Raw genomic sequence first — 21,049 nt, 5'->3', positions numbered from 1 at the left:
TCAGCCCGCCGCCGCTTCCACTGCCCGCATCACCCGCAAGGTGTTGCCGCCCGCGAGCTTCTCGAGGTTATCCTCGGACCAGCCGCGCCGGATCAGCTCGGCGATCAGCGCCGGGAAGGTGCTGGCGTCCTCGAGCCCGTCGGGATTGATCCAGCCGAAATAGTCCGAGCCGATGCCGACATGGTCATGGCCGATGCGCTGGGCCAGATAGTCGAGATGGTCGCAATACTGGGCGAGCGTCGCCTTCGGGCGCGGTCCGGCGCTGCGCGTGATCTCGGCCTCGGCCTTCGCGGAGTCGGTCCCTTCCGGCGTCTTGCCGTACTGGTCCTTGGCGGGGCGGTGCCAGTCGCGCGAAGCCTGGCTGATGAAGTCCGGCACGAAGGTCGCCATCACGACGCCGCCATTGCCGGCGACGCGGTCGAGCACGTCGTCGGGGACGTTGCGCGGGTGGTCGCAGAGCGAAAACGCGTTGGAGTGCGACCAGACGACGGGGGCGCTGGTCACGTCGAGCGTGTCGTGCATCACCTTCGGCGAGACATGAGCGAGGTCGACGACCATGCCGAGCCGGTTCATGCGGCGGATCACGTCCTTGCCGAAGGCGCTGAGGCCGTCATGCCGGGGGGCGTCGGTGGCGGAATCGCACCAGTCATGGCTGTCGTTGTGGCACAGCGTCATCAGCCGGACGCCGAGATCGAAATAGGCGTCGAGCGCGTCGAGCTGGCTGTCGAGCGCGGTGCCGTTCTCGATCGTCATGATCAGCGCGATGCGCCCTTCGGCCTTGGCGGCGAGCACGTCGTCTGCGCTCAGGCCGGGGCGGAAGACGTCCGCATGGCGCTTGAGGATGTCGCGCATCAGCGCGATCTGGGCGAGCGCGAAGCCGGCCGGCCCCTTCTGCTTCGGCGGGACATAGGCCGCGAAGAACTGGGCCGCGAGCTTGCCCGCCGTCATGCGCGGGATGTCGGTGTCGCCCTCGGCATGAACCCTGGTCAGGTCGTAGGCGCCAACATCGCCCCTGGCCTCGCGGTGCTGCCTGATGACGTAGGGCAGGTCGTTATGGCCGTCGATCAGCGGGGCGCGGTCCAGCAAAGCAAGGGCAGCCGCATAGGCGTTGTCCTGAACGGGCGGATTGGCAATGGCCATGGCGAGGTCTCGGTTGAGAATCGGGGGCGGCGATCGTCGCAAATGAGCGCAGGCGAGGCGAGGGGGCGAGACGCAGGGGTGTCATCCCGCACGCGCCGCAATGCGCAGCAGCGTTCCACGCTGCGGCGCGCACGGGATGACGCGTCAGACGAACCGCGCCGGCGCGAAGGGCTTCGGATCGACGAAGACCTTCTGGCCGGTGACCATTTCGGCGACCATGCGGCCGGTGACGGCGGCCAGCGTCAGGCCGTGATGGGCGTGGCCGATCGACAGCCAGAGGCCCTTATGCTTCGGCGCCGGGCCGATGATCGGCATCATGTCCGGCGTGCAGGGGCGGCGGCCGAGCCAGGGCTCGGGATCGAGCCGCTCACCCAGCGGGAACAGCGCGCGCGCGATCGGCTCGGCCCGCTCGAGCTGCACCGGGGTCTTCGGGGCGTCGCGCTCGGCGAATTCGGCGCCGGTGGTGAGCCGGATGCCCTGCTGCATCGGCGCGAGGAAATAGCCGCGCTCGGTGTCGAGCACCGGGTGGTTCAGCACGGCGTTGCCCTGCGCCTTGTAATGCATGTGGTAGCCGCGCTTCACCGCCAGCGGCAGGTTGTAGCCGAGCTTGCGCGTCAGCACGTCGGCCCAGGGGCCGAGCGCGACGACGACGTCATGCGCCATCGCCTTGGTGCCGTCGGCGAGGGTTACGCTCCATTCGCTGCCCTCCTGCAGGAGGGTCGCGGCATCGCCGAGGGCCAGCTTGCCGCCGAGCTTCTCGAACAGCGCGACATAGGCCTTCGACAGGCCGAGCGGATCGATCACGGTGACCGGATCGGTCCAGTGCAGGCCGCCGATCAGGTTGCCGTGGTCGAGATGCGGCTCCTCGGCGCGCAGTGCCGGGATGCCGAGCGCTTTGTAGTTCAGGCCGAATTCGCGGTTCCAGCGCTCGGCCTCGGCCAGGCGCTCGTCCTGTTGGGCGGCGGTGCGGAAGACCTTCATCCAGCCCTTGCGGCGCAGCAGCGCGGTCGCGCCGGCTTCCTGCGCGAGGACGTCGTGCTCGGTGACGCAATGCTCGATCAGCTTGGCGTATTTGTGGGCGATCGCCTCGTGCTGCGAGGCGCGCGAATGCAGCCAGTAGGACCACAGGAACGGCGCGAGCTTCGGGATCGCGCTCCAGTGGTAATAGGCGTCGATGGTGTTGTTGCGCGCATAGCGGAGGAGCGCGCCGAAATCATGCGGGAAGCCGTAGGGGTAGACGCCCTCGCGCTGGATCAGCCCGGCATTGCCATAGCTCGTCTCCTCGCCGGGGCCGCGCCTGTCGACCAGCAGGACCGAGCGCCCCGCCTTCTGCAGGTGCAGCGCCACGGAAATACCGACGATACCCGCGCCGAGAACAATCGTATCCGTCCGCATAACCCGCTCCTGAGAGTGCAATCCTGCGAAAATAGCCGTTTGCGCAGCCATGTCAGCGGTTCGGTGCATTTTTGCGTCATTTGAAGAAAGTTTCGCAAGAACTGCGCCATCAGGGCCGCCCTATCGTGTGGAAGCCAATGAGTTGAGGCGCCGCGCACAATTTTCTGCGACGCAGGGCGGGGCTGTGGCCAAGGCGGGTGACGAAACCGCGCGAAATCGGCGAGTGTCGGCCTCCTGTCGGGATCGAGTCGGACCTCCATGCTCACGCGTATCGCCGTTTCACTGGCCGCGGGCCTTGCCTGGCTCGGGCGTTACGGCACGCAGGGATTTGCGCTCTCGATCTTCCTCGGGCTTGCGCTGCCGCAATTTTCGGCAGCGGCGCGGCCGCTGCTGCCGGTGACGATCTTCTGCTTCACCACGATCGTCTTCATGCGGGCCGATCTCGGCATCATCGCCGGGCTTCTGCGGCAGCCGGGCAAATTGATTCTGACCTGCCTGTGGCTCGTCGCGGCGCCGGTCGTCGTGATCGGGGGCGCCTTCCTGCTGATCGGGCGTGACGCCCTCGACCCCGGCCTGCTGCTCGGCCTCGCGATCCTGGCGGCCGCGCCGCCGATCATGTCCTCGCCCGCGGTTGCGATCATCTACGGGTTCGAGCCCTCGCTGATCATCGCGGGCGTCATCGTCACCACGGTCGCGAGCCCGCTGATCGCGCCGGTGCTGGTCGAGCTTCTGGCCGGCGGCGCGGTGCCGCTCGATCGCTGGGTCCTGACGCTGCGGCTGCTGATGTTCGTGGGCGGCGGCATGGTCTGCGCCGCCATCCTGCGCTTCTGGCTCGGCATGGCCCGCATCAAGGGCATGAAGGCCAATCTCGATGGCTTCGGCGTGCTGATGTATTTCCTCTTCGCGGTCGCCGCGATGGACGGCGTCACGCGGGCCGCGCTGGAAAGCCCGGGGCGGGTCGCCGGCTTCCTCGCCTGCGCTTTCGCGGTTTCGCTGATCGGGCTTGTGACAAGCTATTTTACCCTGCGCTTCCTGCGGCGCTCGGAGCGCTTCATGGTCGGCTACGGCGCGGGCCAGCGCAATATGGGCATGATCGTCGCGGCACTGGGGGCGGGCGTGCCGCCCACGACCTTCCTGTTCTTCGCGCTGGCGCAGTTCCCGATCTACCTGCTGCCCTGGCTGCTCAACCGCATGGCATCTCGGATCCGCTGCCAGGAGGCGGCTGCTGACGGCAGCTGACCGCGGGACTTGCGAGGATCGCTTCGTCGCAAGTTGGAGCCGCGCCATGATCACGCTGTATTCGGGGCCGCTGAGCCTGTTCTCGCGCAAGGTCGAGATCGCGCTGCGGGAGAAGGGGCTGCCCTTCGACCGGATCGTGGTGCCGTTCAACCAGACGACCGGATACGATCCCAGGCATCCGGAGGTCGTCGCGCTCAATCCGAAGAAGCAGGTGCCGATCCTCAGCGATTGCGGGCTCGTGCTCTACGATTCGACCATTATCCTCGAATATCTCGAAGAGGCCTATCCGGAGCCGCCTCTCTATCCGGAAAGCCCGGTCGATCGGGCGCGCTGTCGGCTCGACGAACTCTATGCCGACGAGATCATGTTCGCGAGCCTGCGGCTGCTGATGCACCGGACCGAGCCGCCGGCCTCGGATGCGATGCGCCGCGCTGCGCAGGAAGCCGACGCGCTGATCGGCGAGGGCCAGCTCTCCGCTCATTACGCGGTGCTGGATGAAAGGCTGGCCGGCCGCGACTTCTTCGGCGGCCTGCTGTCGGCTGCCGATATCGCGCTGTTCATGTCGGTCCTGTACGCGCTGCGGCTCGGTGGGCCTTCGCTCGACGGTTTCGAGGGGCTGGCGCGCTGGTATGACCGGCTGAGGCAACGCCCCGCCTTCGCGACGGCAGCGGCCGAAATGGCCGAGGCCGACAGGCGGCTCTCCTTCCCGGTCAGGGCGCGCTCCGCCTGAGGCGCAGACCGGCTGGCGCCGCTTTTCTGTTCGCGACATCGCTTTTCAAGGAAAACCAGTTCCCATGTGACCACGCGATGCTTTAAAGCGCGCGTCATGAGCGCTCCCATCCGCATCGCCCCGTCAATCCTCTCCGCCGATTTCGCCAGGCTTGGCGAAGAGGTTCGCGCGATCGACGAGGCCGGGGCCGACTGGATCCATTGCGACGTGATGGATGGGCATTTCGTGCCGAACATCACCTTCGGCCCCGATGTTCTGAAGGCGATCCGCCCGCATACGAAGAAGTTCTTCGACGTGCACCTGATGATCGCGCCCGTCGACCCGTATATCGAGGCTTTCGCCAAGGCCGGCGCCGACCTGATCTCCTTCCATGTCGAGGCGGGCCCGCATCCGCACCGCACGCTGCAGTCGATCAAGGCCCAGGGCAAGCAGGCGGGCATCGTGCTCAACCCCGGCACGCCGGCGAGCGCAGCCGAGGCGCTGATCGGGGATGTCGACCTCATCCTGCTGATGACGGTCAATCCCGGCTTCGGCGGGCAGAGCTTCATTCATTCCGTGGTCGAGAAGGTCGCGCAGGTGAAGGCGCTGATCGGCGACCGGCCGATAGCGATCGAGATCGATGGCGGGGTTACGCCCGAGACCGCGCCGCTTGTCGCGAAGGCCGGCGCCGATACGCTGGTCGCCGGTTCGGCCGTGTTCAAGGGCGGGCCTTCGGCCTATGCCGGCAATATTTCCGCAATCCGCAAGGCGGCCGAGGCCGCGCGCGGGGCGTGGGTTTGAGATTTGCCGATCCCCGGCGCTGATCGTCATGGTCGGCCTTGTGCCGACCATCCACGTCTCCGCTGGTCGAGGTCGGTGTTCAAGTCGTGGATGCTCGCCACAAGGGCGAGCATGACGGCGGTGCAGAGGCTGAGACGAACATGATCCCGCGCTATTCCCGCCCCGAGATGGTCGCGATCTGGGAGCCGCAGACGCGGTTCCGGATCTGGTTCGAGATCGAGGCCCATGCCACCGACAAGCTGGCCGAACTCGGCGTGGTGCCGAAGGAAGCGGCCGCGACGATCTGGGCCAAGGCCAAGGATGCCACCTTCGACGTCGCCCGCATCGACGAGATCGAGCGCGTCACCAAGCATGACGTCATCGCCTTCCTGACGCATCTGGCCGAGATCGTCGGGCCCGAGGCGCGCTTCGTCCACCAGGGCATGACCTCGTCGGACATCCTCGACACCACGCTCTCGGTGCAGCTCGCGCGGGCCACCGACATCCTGATCGCCGATGTCGACGCGCTGCTGGCCGCGATCAGGCGGCGCGCCTTCGAGCACAAGCTGACGCCGACCATCGGCCGCTCGCACGGCATCCATGCCGAGCCGGTGACCTTCGGGCTGAAGCTCGCCCAGGCCTATGCCGAGTTCGATCGCTGCCGGGCCCGGCTCGTGGCCGCCCGCGCCGAGATCGCGACCTGCGCGATCTCGGGTGCCGTCGGCACCTTCGCCAATATCGATCCGAGCGTTGAGGCCTATGTCGCGGAGAAGATGGGGTTGACGGTCGAGCCGGTCTCGACCCAGGTCATCCCGCGCGACCGGCATGCGATGTATTTCGCGACGCTCGGCGTCGTCGCCTCCTCGGTCGAGCGCCTCGCCACCGAGATCCGCCATCTCCAGCGCACCGAGGTCTACGAGGCCGAGGAGTTCTTCTCGCCGGGCCAGAAGGGCTCCTCGGCGATGCCGCACAAGCGCAACCCCGTGCTGACCGAGAACCTGACCGGGCTCGCCCGCCTGGTGCGCGGCATGGCCATGCCGGCGATGGAGAACGTCGCGCTCTGGCACGAGCGCGATATCTCGCACTCCTCGGTCGAGCGGATGATCGGCCCCGATGCGACCGTGACGCTCGACTTCGCGCTGGCGCGGTTGACCGGGGTCGTCGACAAGCTGCTGATCTATCCGCAGAACATGCGCCGCAACCTCGATCGGCTCGGCGGCCTGCACAATTCGCAGCGCGTGCTGCTGGCGCTGACGCAGGCCGGCGCCAGCCGCGAGGAGAGCTATGCCATGGTCCAGCGCAACGCGATGCGGACCTGGGAACATGGCGAGGACTTCCTGACCAACCTGAAGAAGGACGGCGACGTCGCGGCGAAGCTGTCGAATGCCCAGCTCGAGGCGATGTTCGACGAGGGTTATCACTTCAAGCATGTCGACACGATCTTCGCGCGGGTCTTCGGCGAAAGCTGACAGGTTGGACATAGGGCGTCGCAGGCCTATCTACGCCTCATGAAAACCTCCGACACCGACATCCTGATTATTCCCGGCTGGTCCGGTTCCGGGCCCGATCACTGGCAGAGCCGCTGGGTGGCGAAGCTCACCACGGCGCGCCTGGTCGAGCAGGACGACTGGTACAAGCCCTCGCGCCACCTCTGGGCCGAGCGCATCGTGCAGGCCGTACGGGCGGCGAGCCGGCCGGTGGTGCTCGTCGCCCATTCGGCCGGCGTCAGCGCCGTCGCGCATGCGGCGGAGCATCTGCATCCGGGCGAGGTGGTGGGGGCCTTCCTGGTCGCTCCGGCTTCCGAGCGGGCCAAGGGAGCGATCCCCGGCATGGGGGCGGATTTCATTCCGCATCGGCGCGAGATTCTGCCGTTCCGCAGCGTCCTGATCGCGAGCAGCAACGATCCCTATTGTACGCCCGAGGAAGCGCAGGAACTGGCGCAGGCCTGGGGCTCCGAATTCGTCGATGCGGGCGAGAGCGGCCACATCAACAGCGAGTCCGGACATGGCCCGTGGCCGGACGGCCTTTTGCGGTTCGCCGGCTTTCTCAGGAGCTTGACGGCGGTTCCGCTGAAACCGATTCAGGGCTGAGGCGGCTCCGCGCTTCGCTGAACGAGCGGCGCGGCAGAGAGCGACGGGTTGTTCGTAACATTGAAAGCCTGGAACGTTTCGCGCTTCTCCGAGCGCGGAAACGTTCCAGCTATCTGTCCTTACGCGTTTCGGGCCGACTCAGAACTTGTAGTTGACTCCGACGCGCAGAAGGCCGGCGCCGTTGCCTTTATCGGTGGTCGCCGTATAGACCCCGGCCGGGAGGACGCCGCCCGGCGGATTGATGAAGGCTTGTGACTTCCGGCCCTCGCTCAGGTCGACATAGAGGCCCTCGACCCTGAAGATCCAGTTGTTGGTGAAGGCGTATTCGATGCCGCCACCGATGGCCCAGCCCGTGTTGCTGGTGCTGTTGCCCGTCAGCGGGTTGGTGTTCATGCCGCCATAGGCGAGGCCGCCCGTGATATAGAGCAAGGTGCGGTCGATCGCGTAGCCGACCCTGGCGCGGACGGTTCCGAAATAGCCTCCGTCGTTGCCACCCCTTCTGGCCCACCAGTTGTAGGCACCCCAGTCTACGCTGCCGCCGGTATCGACATATTGGATATCGGCTTCGACGCCGTAGACGATCGCGCCGGATTGCCAGTTATAGCCGATCTGTCCGCCGCCGACGAAGGTTCCGTCGCTTCCGCCGCCGGAGAGAACTGCGGAGGTGGCGCCCGTCGGTCCGGTGACGACGACGTTACGCGAGTCGGCCCAGCCGACACCGGCGTTGAGGCCGACATAGAGACCGGCCCAGGTAAAGGCAGGCGCATAGATGATCGGGGCTTGGACTTGGCGGGCCGGAAGGTCCGCCGCGTAGCTGTTGGTAGCCAGGAATGTCGCTAGGACGGCAGTGGATACAAGGCCAAGGCGCATGAGATCCTCCTACGATAGCGGTGCAGCGACCTGATCGTTGCACATGTAACTAACGCTGTGAAGTTGAAGAAATCCTTACTCGACCTCCTGTGATCGGATTGCCACATCGATGCGGCCGAGCGAGCAGCGTTGGTTCGACGCCATCGTGATGCCGGTCTCGTATCGTCCGGCGGCGCCGCGTCCCAGTCAGGGCAGGGCGCTTGCTACGGCGCATGCCCGGTTTGCGATCGTTCCGAAGAAAAACCGCCCCGGATCGCTCCGGGGCGGTTCTCATTGAAGCCTTGCGATCAGGTGTCGGGATCAATTCTCGACATAGGTGATCTTGCCGTCGGGCTGCTTCTTCCAGGTGTAGACGGTGTAGTCGATACGGGTGATGTCGCCCTTCTTGTCGAAGGCGAGATCGCCCAGAACGGTCTTGGTCGGGGTGCCGCTCTTCAGCGCCTCGGCCATCTTCTTGGGATCGGTCGAGTTGGAGCGCTTGGCGGCATCGGCGATCAGCTGCACGCCGGCATAGGCGTAGAGCGTGTAGGCCTCGGGCTTGAAGTTCTTGGCCTCGAACCGCTTGATCACCTCGGCCGCCTCGGTGCGCTTCTGCGGGTCGGGCGCGAAGGTCATCAGCGTACCCTCGACGCCGGGGCCGCCGATCGTGGCGAACTCGTCGGTGGTGATGCCGTCACCCGAGATCAGCACGCTCTTGACGCCCTGGTCGCGCATCTGACGGACGATCAGCCCGCCTTCGGTGTGCAGGCCGCCCCAGTAGACATAGTCGGCGCCGGTGGCCTTGATCTTGGAGACGAGGGCCGAGAGGTCCTTCTCGCCCTGGTTGATGCCCTCGTAGAGGACTTCCTTGATGCCGGCCTTCTGCAGGCCCTTCAGCGTCTCGTCGGCAAGGCCCTTGCCATAGGTCGTCTTGTCGTGGACGACCGCAATCTTCTTGTCCTTGAAGTTCTTGGCGATGTAGTCGGCGGCGACGATGCCCTGCTGGTCGTCGCGACCGCAGATGCGGAAGGTGTTCCAGAGGCCGCGCTCGGTGACCTGCGGGTTCGTCGAGGCCGGCGTCAGCATGAGGACTCCGTTCTCGGCATAGACCTCGGAGGCCGGCATGGTGACGCCGGAGTTGAAGTGGCCGACGACGTACTTGACGCCGTCGCCGACGAACTTGTTCGCCACCGACACGCCCTGCTTCGGATCGGAGACGTCGTCACCGAGGACGATCTCGATCTTCTGGCCGTTGATGCCGCCGGCTGCGTTGATGTCGGCGGCGGCCTGCTCCGCGCCGTTCTTGATCTGCGCGCCGAAGGTCGCGTTCGCGCCGGTGATAGGGCCGCCGACGCCGATCTTGATCTGAGCGTTGGCGATGCCCGAAAAAGCGAGGACGGCGCCAAGTGCGATGCCGCCCAACAGCAGTTTCTTCATGAGATGAGACTCCCCTGCATTATGACTTTGAACGGGCTGGACGGACCGCCCGTCTCGGCGCGTTTTGCCGCCGTGGAGAGCAGTCTTGCGCTTTTTCCACAGTCTGTCACGCGACAAGCTCGTTACCCTTTCAGCGTAGTTCGGGCTTGATTTCGACGCCTTCGCGCGGCTTCCAGCCGAAGGGGCCGGTGCGCTCGAACAGCCAACGATATTGCCGCGTCATCTGCCTCGCGCGGTTGTAGCGCCAGCCGGCGAAGGCGAATGCCATCAGGATGACGGTGTCGACGAGATAGTAGTGCGGGCTCAGCAGCGTCGCGTGGAAAAGCGCGAAATGAATGAAGCGCACGACGCAGCCGAGGACGAGCACGTAGAGCACCAGCTGGTAGTGCGGCCGCCAGGTCAGCGCGATGGCACGCCCGGTCATCCAGGCGAGCCAGCCGCCCATCACCACGGTGACGAGCAGGAAGAGCCAGGCGCTCGGTTCTTCGTAGAGGACGCCCTGCATGTCAGTGCCTCCCGCCTTCGAGATAAGCCGCGCGCACCTGCGGGTCGGCGAGGAGTTCCTTCCCCGAGCCGCTCATGGTGATGAGGCCGTTGACCATGACATAGCCGCGATGGGCGAGCTTGAGCGCGTGGAAGGCGTTCTGCTCGACCAGGAAGACCGTCAAGCCTTGCGTCCGGTTCAGTTCCTTGATCGCCTCGAAGATCTGTTTGACGATCAGGGGGGCAAGGCCGAGCGAGGGTTCGTCCAGCAGCAGGAGCCGCGGCCGCGCCATCAGGGCGCGCGCGATCGCCACCATCTGCTGCTCGCCGCCCGAAAGCGTGCCGCCGCGCTGCTGAAGGCGCTCGCGGATGCGCGGGAAGAGGGTGCAGATCTTCTCGAGGTCCTCGTCGAAATGGGAGAGGTCGCGCAGCGCCGCGCCCATCTGGAGATTCTCGAATACCGTCATGCGCGGGAAGATGCGTCTTCCCTCGGGGGACTGGGCTATTCCAAGGCGCGCGATCTGGTGGCTCGGCAGCCGGGTGATGTCGCGGCCCTCATAGGTGACCGTGCCCTCGCGCGCCTGCGGGTCGCCGAAGATCGTCATCATCAGGGTCGATTTGCCGGCACCGTTGGCGCCGATCATGGTGACGATCTCGCCCTCATGGACATCCATGTCGATGCCCTTCAGCGCGATGATCTTGCCGTAGTAGGTCTTGACGCCTCGGACGGCGAGAAGCGGCTGTGTGGTGGTCACGTGATCCCGACCTCCGCTTCGACTGCCTCTACCTCTTCGTCGTCGACGCCGAGATAAGCGGCGATGACCTTCTGGTCGGCCTGGACCTCGGCCGGCGTACCGTCGGCGATCTTGGTGCCGTAGTCGAGCACTACGACATGGTCGGAGATTTCCATCACCACCGACATGTCGTGTTCGATCAGCAGCAGGGCGGTGCCGAGATCCTTGCGGATCGAGAGCAACAGGGTGTTGAGATCATGGCTCTCGCGCGGGTTGAGGCCGGCGGCCGGCTCGTCGAGGCAGAGCAGGACGGGATCGGTGCACATCGCACGCGCGATCTCGAGCCGGCGCTGGTCGCCATAGGGCAGGTCGGCGGCGGGATCGTCAGCGCGATGGATCAGGTTGATCTTCTCCAGCCAGAACCGTGCCTTCTCGATCGCCTCCTTCTCGCGGGCCCTGTAGCCGCCGATGCCGAGAACGCCGAGGAAGGTGAAGCCGGATGCGATCATCAGCGGGTTGTGCTGCGCCACCAGCAGGTTCTCCAGCACGGTCATGCCGCCGAAGAGGCGGATATTCTGGAAGGTGCGGGCGACCTTCGCCTTCCAGCTGATCCTGAAATCGGGCATGCGCTCGAGCAGGAAGTTGTCGCCGCTCTCCTGCGTCAGCGTGATCATGCCCTCGGTCGGCTTGTAGAAGCCGGTGATGCAGTTGAACACGGTGGTCTTGCCGGCGCCGTTGGGGCCGATCAGCGCGGTGATCTGGCCCTTATGCGCCTCGAAGGAAAGGTCGTTGACGGCGGTCAGACCGCCGAAGCGCATGGTGACGTGCTCGACCTGGAGCAGCGGTGCGGGGGAGGCGGTGACCATCAGCCGTGCCCCTCCTGCACCATGTCGGCCGAGATCGCCTTCTTCTCCTTGAGATAGGCCGTCGGTTCGCGCGTCGAGATCAGGCCGCGCGGCTTCCAGATCATGATCACGACCATGGCAAAGCCGAAGAGCAGCATGCGGTACTTCGTCGGGTCGAACTCGTTGCCGAAGACCTGCTTCAGCCAATCGAGCTCGCGCAGAAGCTCGGTGCCGCCGACCATCACGATCGCTGCGATGGCGCAGCCCCAGAGCGAGCCCATGCCGCCGAGCACGACGATGGCGAGGATCGTCGCCGATTCCATGAAGACGAAGGATTCAGGCGAGATGAAGCCCTGGCGCGCGGCGAAGAAGGAACCGGCGAAGCCGCCGAACATGGCGCCGATGGAAAAGGCGGTGAGCTTGGTGTTCGTGGTGTTGATGCCGAGCGAGCGGCAGGCGATCTCGTCCTCGCGCAGGGCCTCCCAGGCGCGCCCGACTGGCAGCCGGCGCAGGCGCAGCGTCACGAAGGCGGTGATCAGCGCCAGCGCCAGGATCACGTAATACAGGAAGATCGTCCGGTGCAGCGGCGAGAACTCGAAGCCGAATTTCGCCGCGAAGCCGGTGTCGCTGGCGTTGAAGGGGGTGCCGAAGAAGGTTGGGCGCGGGATGCCGGAGATGCCGGCATAGCCGCCGGAGAAATCGACCCAGTTGATCAGGACGAGGCGGATGATCTCGCCGAAGGCAAGCGTCACGATCGCGAGATAGTCGCCGCGCAGCCGCAGCACCGGGAAGCCGAGCAGCATGCCCCAGAAGGCAGCGAGAATGCCGGAGAGCGGTAGCAGGATCCAGAAGGACAGGCCGAAATTCTTGGCCAGCAGCGCGTAGGAATAGGCGCCGACCGCGTAGAAGGCGACATAGCCGAGATCGAGCAGGCCAGCGAGCCCGACGACGATGTTCAGCCCCCAGCCGAGCATGACGTAGATCAGGATCTGAACGCCGAAATTGTCGATCCATTTCAGCGCGCCGCTCCAGCCCGCCAGATTGATCGCAATGATCGGGAAGGTGACGAGGAAGCCCAGCCCGAACAGCGAGAACAGCCGCGAATGGCGCTGGAAGAAGCCGACCGTGCCGTGCGGCAGCAGGCGTACCATCGGCTTGCGCTTGTCCTTGGTCTGCTGCCGCAGCGCCACCAGGAAGCGGCCGACGAAGACGATGGCGACGGCCCAGGCCACCGCATCCCAGCGTGGATCGAGCACCAGGACGTTGTCCATGTTCTGGCGCGTGCCCCAGGCGATGATCGGGATGCACAGGCCGAAGGTGATGAGGGCTGCGAAGGCCGCCTCCTTGAGGGCGGCCTTGAGATCGCGTTCGCGGGCGGCGGGCGTAGATGCGGGCGCCGTCATGCCGCTAGACCTTCTCGACTTCGGGGCGGCCGAGAATGCCCGAGGGCATGAAGACCAGCACGATCGCCAGGATGCAGAAGGCCGCGACGTCCTTGTAGTCGATCGAGAAATAGCCCGACCACATCACCTCGATCAGTCCGATCAGGAGCCCGCCGAGCACGGCGCCGGGCAGCGAGCCGATGCCGCCGAGAACCGCTGCGGTGAAAGCCTTCACGCCCGGCACGAAGCCGTCGTGGAAGCTGACCACGCCGTAGAGCACGAGGTACATCACGCCGGCGACGGCCGCGAGCGCGGCGCCCATGATGAAGGTGATCGAGATGGTGCGGTCGACATCGACGCCGAGGAGGGCGGCCATCTTGCGGTCCTGCTCGCAGGCGCGCTGGGCGCGGCCGAGCGGCGTCTTCTGGACGAGATACCAGAAGGCCGCCAGCAGCACGGCGGTGGTGACGATGATGACGATCTGCTTGTAGGAAATCTGGACGGAGTAGGTCGCGCTCTCGATCAGCGTGATCGACTTGTTCAGCATCGGCGGCGTCGACTTGTTGCGCGGACCCTGCACGAGCTGGACGAAGTTCATCAGGAAGATCGACATGCCGATCGCCGAGATCAGCGGCGCTAGGCGGAACGAGCCCCTGAGCGGCCGGTACGCCAGGCGTTCGATGGTCCAGCCCCAGAGCGCCGTGAAGAACATCGCCAGCACCAGGACGAAAATCAGGGCCAGCACGATCATGGCCGCCCCGAAGAAGGAGGCGATCAGCATGAAGAAGATCAGCGCGATGAAGGCCGAGAGCATGAAGACATCGCCATGCGAGAAATTCACCATGCCGATGATGCCGAAGACCATCGTGTAGCCGATGGCGATGAGGCCGTAGATCGAGCCGAGCGTCAGCCCGTTGATCAGCTGCTGGAGGAACACTTCCATGCCGACGCTTTACCCCTCTGGTCCGCTCCGGCTTATCGTTGTGTCGGCATGACGCCGACGCATGCTGGATGCGTTCGATGCGCAGAGCTAGCAACCCCTCGCGCTTTCGACAATCGCGCCGGCCCCGCGATCTGTCAAAACCAATCTACGTCTTTCTGCCTAGGGAATGGGCAGTCGACGGCGCGTTCTGGTGTCGTTTCGGGGCTTCGGGGAAGGTTGGAGACGGGATGCGGCTGAGCCCGCCGACAGTCGTCGGGAGGCCTTCGACGGCGTCGCCTGCGTCATTGCGAGCGCAGCGAAGCAATCCAGGGAGGCGTAGAGCGCTGCCGCCTCCGGATTGCTTCGTCGCTGGCGCTCCTCGCAATGACGGGCAGCGCATGCGAGCGCGATCTTTGACGAAAGCCCTTGGCCCGACGGCGGCTCAGGCCTTGTCGGTGACCAGGAAGCCGTGGGCGAGCGGGTCGCGGTCGTCGATGAAGATCGTGTTGTAGCCGGTCATGCGGGCCCAGCCCTCGATCGAGGGGATGATCGCATCATGCGGGCCGACCTTGGCGGCGGCCTCGACGCGGCCGCGGAACATCGTGCCGATGATGCTCTCATGGACGAAGTCGTCGCCGACCTTGAGCTTGCCCTGCGCGGCCCACTGCGCCATGCGCGAGGAGGTGCCGGTGCCGCAGGGTGAGCGGTCGATCGCCTTGTCGCCGTAGAAGACGGCATTGCGGGCATGGGCCTCGGGCTTCGTCGGCGCGCCGGTCCAGAGGATATGGCTCAGGCCGTTGATCGCCGGGTTCTCCGGGTGGACGAACTGGTATTTCGCGTTGAGCGCGGCCCGCAGCTTCGGGCTCCAGCGCTGGATGTCCGACGGGTTGATGTCGGCGATGTCCGTGAAGGTCTTCTGGGGATCGACGATCGCGTAGAAGTTGCCGCCATAGGCGACGTCAACCGTGACTTCGCCGAGTTCCTCGATCTCGGCCGTCAGGCCGGTGGCATGGAGGTAGGAGGCGATGTTGGTGATGCGGACGGCGTCGACATGGTCGCCATTGCGGGTGTAGCGGGCGGTGACGAGGCCGGCGGGCGTGTCGATGCGCAGGACGCCTTCCTCGCGCGGCGTCACCAGCCCGCGCTCGAGCGCCATGGTCACCGTGCCGATGGTGCCGTGGCCGCACATCGGCAGGCAGCCCGAGGTCTCGATGAAGAGGAAGGCGATGTCGGCGTCGTCGCGCGTCGGCGGGTAGAGGATCGAGCCCGACATGACGTCATGGCCGCGCGGCTCGAACATCAGGCCAGTGCGGATCCAGTCGTATTCGGCCAGGAAATGGGCCCGCTTCTCGATCATGTTGGCGCCCTTGAGCGGGGGCGCGCCGCCGGCGACCATCCGCACCGGATTGCCGCAGGTATGTCCGTCGACGCAGAAGAAAGTGTGAGTGCTCATGGGTTTGGCCTTGCTGGCTGAGAATCCGATTCCGCCGCGGCGCGATGGCGCTCGGCGAGGATGCGGGTCGTAGGCGCGCGCTCCGCCATTCTTGGATCAGAAACGCCGCGGGTCGAAGAGGGAAAGGTCGATGGCCGGCTTGCGGTCGGCTATCAGATCCGCGACGAGCTCGCCCGTCGCGGTCGATTGCGTCATGCCGTAATGGCCGTGGCCGAAGGCGTAGACCACATGGGCGTTGCGGCTGGCGGTGCCGATGACGGGAAGGGAATCGGGCAGGGACGGGCGGAAGCCCATCCACAATGTGCCGCTCTCGAATGCCGGCAGCCCGTCTACGAACTGGCCGGCCTTGTCGTAGAGGATCCTGGTGCGGGCGTGATTGGGCGGGGCTTCCAGCCCGCCGAACTCGACCGCTCCCCCGATTCGGAGGCCGCTTTCGAGAGGCGTCACGACGAAGCCATGGCCCTCGAAGCCGACCGGCCGGCTCGTCAGGCCGGTCATGCCCGGGAAACTGACATTGTAGCCGCGCTCGGTGTCGAGCGGGACCTTGTCGCCGAGCGCCGCCGCCAGGGGCCTCGACCAGGCGCCGGCTGCGATCACGGCCCGGTCGACCACGCGCTGGAAGCCGTCGCGGCCGATCAGGGCAGGGCGCTCGCCGGTCGAAATGTTGGTGATCTCGGCCTTCTCGAAGACCGCGCCGCGCGCCAGCGCCGCCTCGAACAGCGCCAGCGTCAGCTGCAGTGGATCGCTGATATGGGCCGCATCGGGATGGAAGGTCGCGCCGACGAACCGGTCCTTCAGCGCCGGTTCGAGCTGGCGCAGCTCCTCCGGGCCGATCGCATCGACCTTGATCCCGAACTCTGCCTGTCGGTTGGCAATATGGCGCGCCTCAGTGAAGGCGCTCGCATCGGTGAAGGCGTAGAGCCCGCCCTTCCGGTGGATATGGATTTCGAGCCCGGCCTTCCCGGCGCGGTCGAGCCAGGCCGGCAGGGCGCGGCGCTGGAGCGTGCCGATTCCCTGGATCGAGCGCTCGAAGGCTTCGGGTCGCGCGGCGAGCAGAAAGCGGAGCAGCCAGGGCAGAAGCTTCGGGAAATAGGCGGGGCGGATGGCCAGCGGGCCCAGCGGGTCCAGCAGAAATCTGGGCACCTGCCGCAGGTTCTTGGGGCTCGCGATCGGCAGGATGTCGGTATGGGCGATCCAGCCGGCATTGCCGGCCGACGGGCCGAAGCCCGGCCCCTCCTTGTCGAGGATCAGAACCTCGTGGCCCTCGTCGAGCAGCGAATGTGCAATGGCCGCGCCGACGATGCCTGCTCCGACAATGGCGATCTTCATGGCAGGAACCGTTCCTCGAGGACGCCGAACGCCGCGCCGCGCGTCTCGTTTTGCCTCGGCGCTGCCGCGAGATCGAGGTCTCGGCGGGGTGCCCCGCCGCTTCGCCCGGGCATGGCAGAATGCTCCTTGCGCGCCGGCCCGTTTCGCTTTCTGATTGCGTTGCGCTTGCAGGTTGCAGGAACAGTGCCGGGTGCGATCCTGTTCTTGATATATCAGTGGCGTTTTACACGTCAATCCGGATGCCTGCGGAGGGTGGATGCATGAGCCTGCAGTCGGCGTCGGATATCACTGCCCCGAGGGAGATCGTGCCGGTGCCGCAGCCCGCGCCGAGCCTGACCGAGATCGCCTATCGCAGGCTCGAAGAGGCGATCGTCACGCTGTCGATGCGGCCGGGCGCGGTGCTGACCGAGGCGCAGCTGATCGACATGGTCGGCGTCGGGCGGACGCCGGTGCGGGAAGCGCTGATCCGGCTGGCGCAGCAGGGCATGGTCGAGATCCTGCCGCGCAAGGGCGTGCTGGTCGCCGGCATCAACGCCATCGACATCATGGCGGCGCTCGATGCGCGCGAGGTGCTGGAGCGCCTGATCGCCTCCGATGCGGCGAAGCGGGCGAGCCCCAGCGAGCGGATCGAGATCATCGAGACGGCCAGGGCGATGCGGGACGCGGCGACTGATGGCGACGCGAACGCCTATATGCGGCTCGACAAGGAACTCGATACCGCCGTGGCCGCCGCTGCGCGAAGCCCCTATGCGACGCGCGCCGTCGAGCCTTTGCAGGCGCTGATCCGGCGCGCCTGGTACCATTTCGAGCGGCGCGACGATCTTTTGCCGGCGGCCGCCCATCACATGGTCTTCGCGCAGGCGCTGGCGACGGCGGACCCTGATGCGGCGATGGCGGCGAGCGATGCGCTCATGCTGCATCTGCGCGCCGGCCTGCTGGCGACGCTCGCGCGGGACTAGCCGGGCGGCCTTCGTCTGGCTTTTCGGCGCGCCAGTCTCTACATGACCGGCGAACCCCGCCCGTTGTGCCAGCCTTGAGCCCGATGACAGACCCCGTAGAGCCCGTGCGTCGGGCCGCGCTCGAAGCACCGCTCTATCGCGACGCGATGGCGCGGGTCGCAAGCGCGGTGCATGTCGTCACCACGATAGGCCCGCAGGGGCGGATCGGCCTGACAGCGACGGCCGTCGCCTCGGTGTCGGACACGCCACCGACCGTGCTGGTCAGCGTGGCGCGGCCGAGCCGGACGCTTGCCGTGATCGAGGCTAGCGGCGTGTTCTGCGTCAACACGCTGCCCGGCGGCGCCGAGGATCTCGCCGAGATTTTCGCCAGCCGCCGCGCCATCGAAGGCGAGGCTCGCTTCGAAACCCGGCCCTGGGGCAGGCTGGTGACGGGTTCGCCGGTGCTGCTCGATGCGGTCGCCGCCTTCGACTGCCGGCTGGTCGCCGTCCACGACATCGCCACCCATCGCGTCCTGATCGGCGAAGTGGTGGGGCTCGGCGGCGCCGGGCGCGCTGCCGCCGACCCGACGAGCCTGATCTACCGCGGCCGACGTTTCGAGGCGATTTGACCGTTTTCGCGCGGTTCGAACGTGCTCTCCGTCATTGCGAGGAGCGAAGCGACGAAGCAGTCCAGGGGCGGCAGCGGTCTACGCCCTCCTGGATTGCTCCGCTGCGCTTGCAATGACGGAAGTCGGCGGTTTCGCCATTCCCGTCATTCCGTCAGGAAATCGCCCACGGCGCGGGTGAAGGCCTCCGGCTGCTCGAGATTGGAGAGATGGGCCGCATCGAGCTCGACGATGCGCGAGCCGGAGATCGCTTCCGCAATCAGCCGGCCGGCCACGGGCGGGGTGGCCGGGTCGAGCGTGCCGATGACGACGAGAACCGGGTTCGAGACGCTGCGTATCGTCTCCCGCTGATCCATATCGCGAATCGCGGCGCAGCAGGTGGCGTAGCCGACCGGCGGCGTGGTCGTGAGCATCGCGCTGACCTTGGCGACGGTTGCGGGGTCGCTTTCGCGGAAGCGCGGGCTGAACCAGCGTTCCAGCGTCGGCTTCACCAGCGGCTCCATGCCCTGGCTGCGCACGGTTTCGATCCGGCCGGTCCAGAGCTCGGGCGGACCCATATGGGCGGCGGTGTTGGCCAGTACGAGACGGCCCATGCGCGGCCCGGCATGGGTGGCGAGCCACTGGCCGACCATGCCGCCTTTCGAGACACCGCACCAATGCGCCTTCTCGATCCCGAAATGGTCGAGGATGGCGAGCGCGTCCTGGCCGAGATCGGCCATCGATAGCGCGCGGTCCGTGGCGACGGACTGGCCGTGCCCGCGCGAATCGTAGCGCAGGACACGGAAGCGCCTGGACCATTCCGTGATTTGCGGGTCCCACATCGAAAGGTTGGTGCCGAGCGAGTTCGACAGCATCAGCACAGGGGCCTCGGCGGGCCCGTCGAAGCGGATGTTGAACGGCTCACCGCGGATGGTCTCGATCGGCATCGAAATCGTCTCCCTGACCTGGCTTTGCGATTATCGGACGGTGATCCTGCCGTCCTGAGAGAGCAGAAGCCAGCGGCCGTCGAGCGCCTTCTGCTGCGAGGCGGGCAGGCGCAGCGCTGGCGGCGTCGGCCAGCCCATCTCGCGCGCCACCACCAGTCCGAGTAGCAGGATGGCGTCGGGCTCGTTCATCAGCAGCGCGGCTGGAGCCCTGCCGGCATGGACCAGCTCCAGCAGCACCGCCGAGGCCGAGGATGAGCCGATGGTGCCGGGCAATGCCAGCACCGTGCCGGCGATGCATTGGCCGCGCTGGGGATGGCGTGCATCGATGATGGCGCCGCTGCGCGGATCGACGCCGCCCCAGAAGCTGATCGGGGCGGTGAGAGCGAGGCAGCGGCCGGCGGTGCCGGGGCCGGGCAGCAGGATGTCCGCGCTCAGCTCCATGCGCGCGGCTCCCTGATCAGGCGGCCGGCGACGGCGCTCTCGACGCATTCGCCGAGCGAGCCGTAGACCACGGCATAGCCGGTGTTCCCGGGCGCGTAATGCGCGAACTTGCCGGAATTGGTCATCAGCACGGCGCCCGCGATATCCGGCAGGATCGGCGTCACCACCACGCAGGTGTCGACGACGAAGATCACGCCTGCGGCCTCGAGCGCGGCGCGGCGACCCTGCGCCTCCAAGGGATGCAGCACATGGCGGCCGGTATTGGCGTAGAGCGGGATCGCGAGCCTACGCCCGGCGATGAGGCGCTCCAGCGCGTCGACCTCCGCGGCGGAGAGATGGGGCGAGCCGATCGCCACCGCATCGATGCGCTCGCCGCCCGTCACGGTCGAGAGGCGCGCCAGCGCCTCGTCCAGCAGCTGCGGCGTAAGGATGAGCGTCTCGCGCGGCGGCTGGTGCCCGAGCGCGGTGTCGGTATCCGGGGCCTCCGGCGTGACGCCCGCGACATGGAAGAGACCGACGCCGCCGGCGGAGGCCGCGGCGGCGCCGAGCGCCTTGAGCCGGTCTTCCGTGGTGCAGCCCTGCAGCCCCTCGATCACCGCGACGGCCGCGCCCGCCTCACGCCCCACGATGGTTCCGAGCACGGGGTAGAACACGTCGGAGCGGCGCAGGGCGGGGCTCAGGCCCGTTGCGTCCATCAGCATGGTCGCGATGCGGTTCTCCGGCCTGTGAAGCCCGTAATCGGGCGCGACGCCGGCAATGGCGCAGGCGATGTCGAGGAAATCGCCATAGCGGTTGGTGCGGGCGCCGAGCACGGAATTGCAGAAGACGACCGCGTTCGACTCGCCCCAGGCGACGTCCGCTCCGAGGGCGGGCCGATGGCCGGCCTGATAGGGCGCGCAGGTCCAGGAGGGCTCGCAGCCCATCGCCTCATAGGCGCGCATCATCCTGGCCGCCATGTCGCGCTCATGCGGCGGCAGGCGGACGGCCGCGCAGCCCGCCGGAGACAAGGCGCCGACATTCAGCGTCGCCCGCACCGCGACATGAGCGCCGTCGGCGACCAGCCTCTCCGCGAACAACGTGCCGGAATCGCCGTGATAGAGGGCGCCGTCGATATGGGCGGAGGCGATCGGGATGAGCCGTGGCGCCCCCATCAGCCGCGCCGCCTCGGCGACGATCCGCAACGCCATCGCCGCGCCTGCACCCGCGGCGCCGGCAGCGACGGCGCGCTGCTGCGGCGTCAGCTCAACCATTGGCGCTCATGCCTGCGCTGTCCCCGTCGTGGCCGGCCTGCGCGTCATGGCTTGTGCCTCCCGCCGGTTTTTGCTCATGGA

20 protein-coding genes and 1 pseudogene are annotated in these 21,049 nt (G+C 66.8%); 7 read left to right on the top strand and 14 right to left on the bottom strand.

Features of this window, described 5'->3' with window-relative positions:
* Both ASE63_RS22140 and ASE63_RS22135 read right to left on the bottom strand, forming a co-directional pair.
* The gene (locus ASE63_RS22140) at nucleotides 1-1,140 is read right to left on the bottom strand and encodes a dipeptidase (protein WP_082610195.1); all 1,140 of its coding nucleotides are present in this window, start codon (nucleotides 1,138-1,140) and stop codon (nucleotides 1-3) included.
* A gap of 144 nt (nucleotides 1,141-1,284) precedes the next feature.
* Nucleotides 1,285-2,535, bottom strand: a complete 1,251-nt coding sequence (locus ASE63_RS22135; RefSeq protein WP_056806748.1) for an FAD-binding oxidoreductase — start codon at nucleotides 2,533-2,535, stop codon at nucleotides 1,285-1,287.
* A 258-nt stretch (nucleotides 2,536-2,793) separates the two neighbouring features.
* Between ASE63_RS22135 and ASE63_RS22130 the strand changes: the two genes are divergently transcribed.
* The 5 genes from ASE63_RS22130 to ASE63_RS22110 all read left to right on the top strand — a co-directional run bounded on the left by ASE63_RS22130 (nucleotide 2,794) and on the right by ASE63_RS22110 (nucleotide 7,353).
* Nucleotides 2,794-3,774, top strand: coding sequence for a hypothetical protein (locus ASE63_RS22130; protein WP_056806744.1), 981 nt, complete (start codon nucleotides 2,794-2,796; stop codon nucleotides 3,772-3,774).
* A 46-nt stretch (nucleotides 3,775-3,820) separates the two neighbouring features.
* On the top strand, nucleotides 3,821-4,504 hold the full coding sequence (locus ASE63_RS22125; protein ID WP_244491535.1) for a glutathione S-transferase family protein: 684 nt from the start codon (nucleotides 3,821-3,823) through the stop codon (nucleotides 4,502-4,504).
* 96 nt (nucleotides 4,505-4,600) lie between these two features.
* Entirely contained in the window at nucleotides 4,601-5,284 is a 684-nt protein-coding gene (gene rpe / locus ASE63_RS22120) for a ribulose-phosphate 3-epimerase (protein ID WP_056806741.1), read from the top strand.
* Nucleotides 5,285-5,424: 140 nt separating this feature from the next.
* Nucleotides 5,425-6,732, top strand: coding sequence for an adenylosuccinate lyase (gene purB / locus ASE63_RS22115; RefSeq protein ID WP_056807448.1), 1,308 nt, complete (start codon nucleotides 5,425-5,427; stop codon nucleotides 6,730-6,732).
* Nucleotides 6,733-6,771: 39 nt separating this feature from the next.
* A complete protein-coding gene (locus ASE63_RS22110) occupies nucleotides 6,772-7,353 on the top strand; it encodes an alpha/beta hydrolase (protein WP_056806739.1) in 582 nt (193 codons plus the stop codon).
* 138 nt (nucleotides 7,354-7,491) lie between these two features.
* Here the strand turns inward: ASE63_RS22110 and ASE63_RS22105 are convergent, their stop codons facing one another.
* The 9 genes and pseudogenes from ASE63_RS22105 to ASE63_RS22065 all read right to left on the bottom strand — a co-directional run bounded on the left by ASE63_RS22105 (nucleotide 7,492) and on the right by ASE63_RS22065 (nucleotide 16,787).
* A complete protein-coding gene (locus ASE63_RS22105) occupies nucleotides 7,492-8,223 on the bottom strand; it encodes an outer membrane beta-barrel protein (protein WP_056806735.1) in 732 nt (243 codons plus the stop codon).
* A 300-nt stretch (nucleotides 8,224-8,523) separates the two neighbouring features.
* Nucleotides 8,524-9,639 (bottom strand): branched-chain amino acid ABC transporter substrate-binding protein, encoded by a 1,116-nt coding sequence (locus tag ASE63_RS22100; protein ID WP_056806732.1) that lies wholly within the window; start codon nucleotides 9,637-9,639, stop codon nucleotides 8,524-8,526.
* 130 nt (nucleotides 9,640-9,769) lie between these two features.
* On the bottom strand, nucleotides 9,770-10,144 hold the full coding sequence (locus ASE63_RS22095) for a DUF6867 family protein (protein WP_056806729.1): 375 nt from the start codon (nucleotides 10,142-10,144) through the stop codon (nucleotides 9,770-9,772).
* 1 nt (nucleotide 10,145) lies between these two features.
* Nucleotides 10,146-10,877 (bottom strand): ABC transporter ATP-binding protein, encoded by a 732-nt coding sequence (locus ASE63_RS22090; protein WP_056806726.1) that lies wholly within the window; start codon nucleotides 10,875-10,877, stop codon nucleotides 10,146-10,148.
* A gap of 29 nt (nucleotides 10,878-10,906) precedes the next feature.
* A pseudogene (locus ASE63_RS22085) lies at nucleotides 10,907-11,722 on the bottom strand (ABC transporter ATP-binding protein); the annotation flags it as partial.
* A complete protein-coding gene (gene livM, locus ASE63_RS22080) occupies nucleotides 11,722-13,104 on the bottom strand; it encodes a high-affinity branched-chain amino acid ABC transporter permease LivM (protein ID WP_056806717.1) in 1,383 nt (460 codons plus the stop codon). The pseudogene ASE63_RS22085 and the gene livM, both read right to left, overlap by 1 nt.
* A gap of 4 nt (nucleotides 13,105-13,108) precedes the next feature.
* Nucleotides 13,109-14,026: a branched-chain amino acid ABC transporter permease gene (locus ASE63_RS22075; RefSeq protein ID WP_056806715.1), complete on the bottom strand. Its 918-nt coding sequence runs from the start codon at nucleotides 14,024-14,026 to the stop codon at nucleotides 13,109-13,111.
* 421 nt (nucleotides 14,027-14,447) lie between these two features.
* A complete protein-coding gene (locus ASE63_RS22070; RefSeq protein ID WP_056806712.1) occupies nucleotides 14,448-15,458 on the bottom strand; it encodes a 4-hydroxyproline epimerase in 1,011 nt (336 codons plus the stop codon).
* A gap of 96 nt (nucleotides 15,459-15,554) precedes the next feature.
* The gene (locus tag ASE63_RS22065; protein WP_056806709.1) at nucleotides 15,555-16,787 is read right to left on the bottom strand and encodes an FAD-dependent oxidoreductase; all 1,233 of its coding nucleotides are present in this window, start codon (nucleotides 16,785-16,787) and stop codon (nucleotides 15,555-15,557) included.
* Between the two features lie 260 nt (nucleotides 16,788-17,047).
* Between ASE63_RS22065 and ASE63_RS22060 the strand changes: the two genes are divergently transcribed.
* Nucleotides 17,048-17,746 (top strand): GntR family transcriptional regulator, encoded by a 699-nt coding sequence (locus ASE63_RS22060; RefSeq protein ID WP_056806706.1) that lies wholly within the window; start codon nucleotides 17,048-17,050, stop codon nucleotides 17,744-17,746.
* 83 nt (nucleotides 17,747-17,829) lie between these two features.
* Nucleotides 17,830-18,354 (top strand): flavin reductase, encoded by a 525-nt coding sequence (locus ASE63_RS22055; protein WP_056806704.1) that lies wholly within the window; start codon nucleotides 17,830-17,832, stop codon nucleotides 18,352-18,354.
* Nucleotides 18,355-18,497: 143 nt separating this feature from the next.
* Here the strand turns inward: ASE63_RS22055 and pcaD are convergent, their stop codons facing one another.
* Genes pcaD through ASE63_RS22040 form a run of 3 tightly spaced genes read right to left on the bottom strand, consistent with a single transcriptional unit; the run spans nucleotide 18,498 to nucleotide 20,968 of the window.
* Entirely contained in the window at nucleotides 18,498-19,277 is a 780-nt protein-coding gene (gene pcaD, locus ASE63_RS22050) for a 3-oxoadipate enol-lactonase (protein ID WP_056806701.1), read from the bottom strand.
* Nucleotides 19,278-19,307: 30 nt separating this feature from the next.
* Complete coding sequence (locus ASE63_RS22045; protein ID WP_056806696.1) at nucleotides 19,308-19,718, bottom strand: DUF126 domain-containing protein; 411 nt, start codon at nucleotides 19,716-19,718, stop codon at nucleotides 19,308-19,310.
* Nucleotides 19,709-20,968: an aconitase X catalytic domain-containing protein gene (locus ASE63_RS22040; protein WP_082610193.1), complete on the bottom strand. Its 1,260-nt coding sequence runs from the start codon at nucleotides 20,966-20,968 to the stop codon at nucleotides 19,709-19,711. Before ASE63_RS22040 ends, ASE63_RS22045 begins: the two co-directional genes overlap by 10 nt.
* Nucleotides 20,969-21,049: the final 81 nt, after the last annotated feature.

The sequence above is a fragment of the Allobosea sp. Root381 genome, from assembly GCF_001429395.1.
Taxonomy (GTDB): domain Bacteria; phylum Pseudomonadota; class Alphaproteobacteria; order Rhizobiales; family Beijerinckiaceae; genus Allobosea.
The sequence above is the reverse complement of the archived record's forward strand: the minus strand, read 5'-3'. Positions and strand labels throughout refer to the sequence as shown.

Bases quoted from the DNA above. Each gene is read 5' to 3' on its own strand.
- ASE63_RS22140 (WP_082610195.1), bottom strand. From the start codon at position 1,140: ATGGCCATTGCCAATCCGCCCGTTCAGGACAACGCCTATGCGGCTGCC.
- ASE63_RS22135 (WP_056806748.1), bottom strand. From the start codon at position 2,535: ATGCGGACGGATACGATTGTTCTCGGCGCGGGTATCGTCGGTATTTCC.
- ASE63_RS22130 (WP_056806744.1), top strand. From the start codon at position 2,794: ATGCTCACGCGTATCGCCGTTTCACTGGCCGCGGGCCTTGCCTGGCTC.
- ASE63_RS22125 (WP_244491535.1), top strand. From the start codon at position 3,821: ATGATCACGCTGTATTCGGGGCCGCTGAGCCTGTTCTCGCGCAAGGTC.
- rpe (WP_056806741.1), top strand. From the start codon at position 4,601: ATGAGCGCTCCCATCCGCATCGCCCCGTCAATCCTCTCCGCCGATTTC.
- purB (WP_056807448.1), top strand. From the start codon at position 5,425: ATGATCCCGCGCTATTCCCGCCCCGAGATGGTCGCGATCTGGGAGCCG.
- ASE63_RS22110 (WP_056806739.1), top strand. From the start codon at position 6,772: ATGAAAACCTCCGACACCGACATCCTGATTATTCCCGGCTGGTCCGGT.
- ASE63_RS22105 (WP_056806735.1), bottom strand. From the start codon at position 8,223: ATGCGCCTTGGCCTTGTATCCACTGCCGTCCTAGCGACATTCCTGGCT.
- ASE63_RS22100 (WP_056806732.1), bottom strand. From the start codon at position 9,639: ATGAAGAAACTGCTGTTGGGCGGCATCGCACTTGGCGCCGTCCTCGCT.
- ASE63_RS22095 (WP_056806729.1), bottom strand. From the start codon at position 10,144: ATGCAGGGCGTCCTCTACGAAGAACCGAGCGCCTGGCTCTTCCTGCTC.
- livM (WP_056806717.1), bottom strand. From the start codon at position 13,104: ATGACGGCGCCCGCATCTACGCCCGCCGCCCGCGAACGCGATCTCAAG.
- ASE63_RS22075 (WP_056806715.1), bottom strand. From the start codon at position 14,026: ATGGAAGTGTTCCTCCAGCAGCTGATCAACGGGCTGACGCTCGGCTCG.
- ASE63_RS22070 (WP_056806712.1), bottom strand. From the start codon at position 15,458: ATGAGCACTCACACTTTCTTCTGCGTCGACGGACATACCTGCGGCAAT.
- ASE63_RS22065 (WP_056806709.1), bottom strand. From the start codon at position 16,787: ATGAAGATCGCCATTGTCGGAGCAGGCATCGTCGGCGCGGCCATTGCA.
- ASE63_RS22060 (WP_056806706.1), top strand. From the start codon at position 17,048: ATGAGCCTGCAGTCGGCGTCGGATATCACTGCCCCGAGGGAGATCGTG.
- ASE63_RS22055 (WP_056806704.1), top strand. From the start codon at position 17,830: ATGACAGACCCCGTAGAGCCCGTGCGTCGGGCCGCGCTCGAAGCACCG.
- pcaD (WP_056806701.1), bottom strand. From the start codon at position 19,277: ATGCCGATCGAGACCATCCGCGGTGAGCCGTTCAACATCCGCTTCGAC.
- ASE63_RS22045 (WP_056806696.1), bottom strand. From the start codon at position 19,718: ATGGAGCTGAGCGCGGACATCCTGCTGCCCGGCCCCGGCACCGCCGGC.
- ASE63_RS22040 (WP_082610193.1), bottom strand. From the start codon at position 20,968: ATGGTTGAGCTGACGCCGCAGCAGCGCGCCGTCGCTGCCGGCGCCGCG.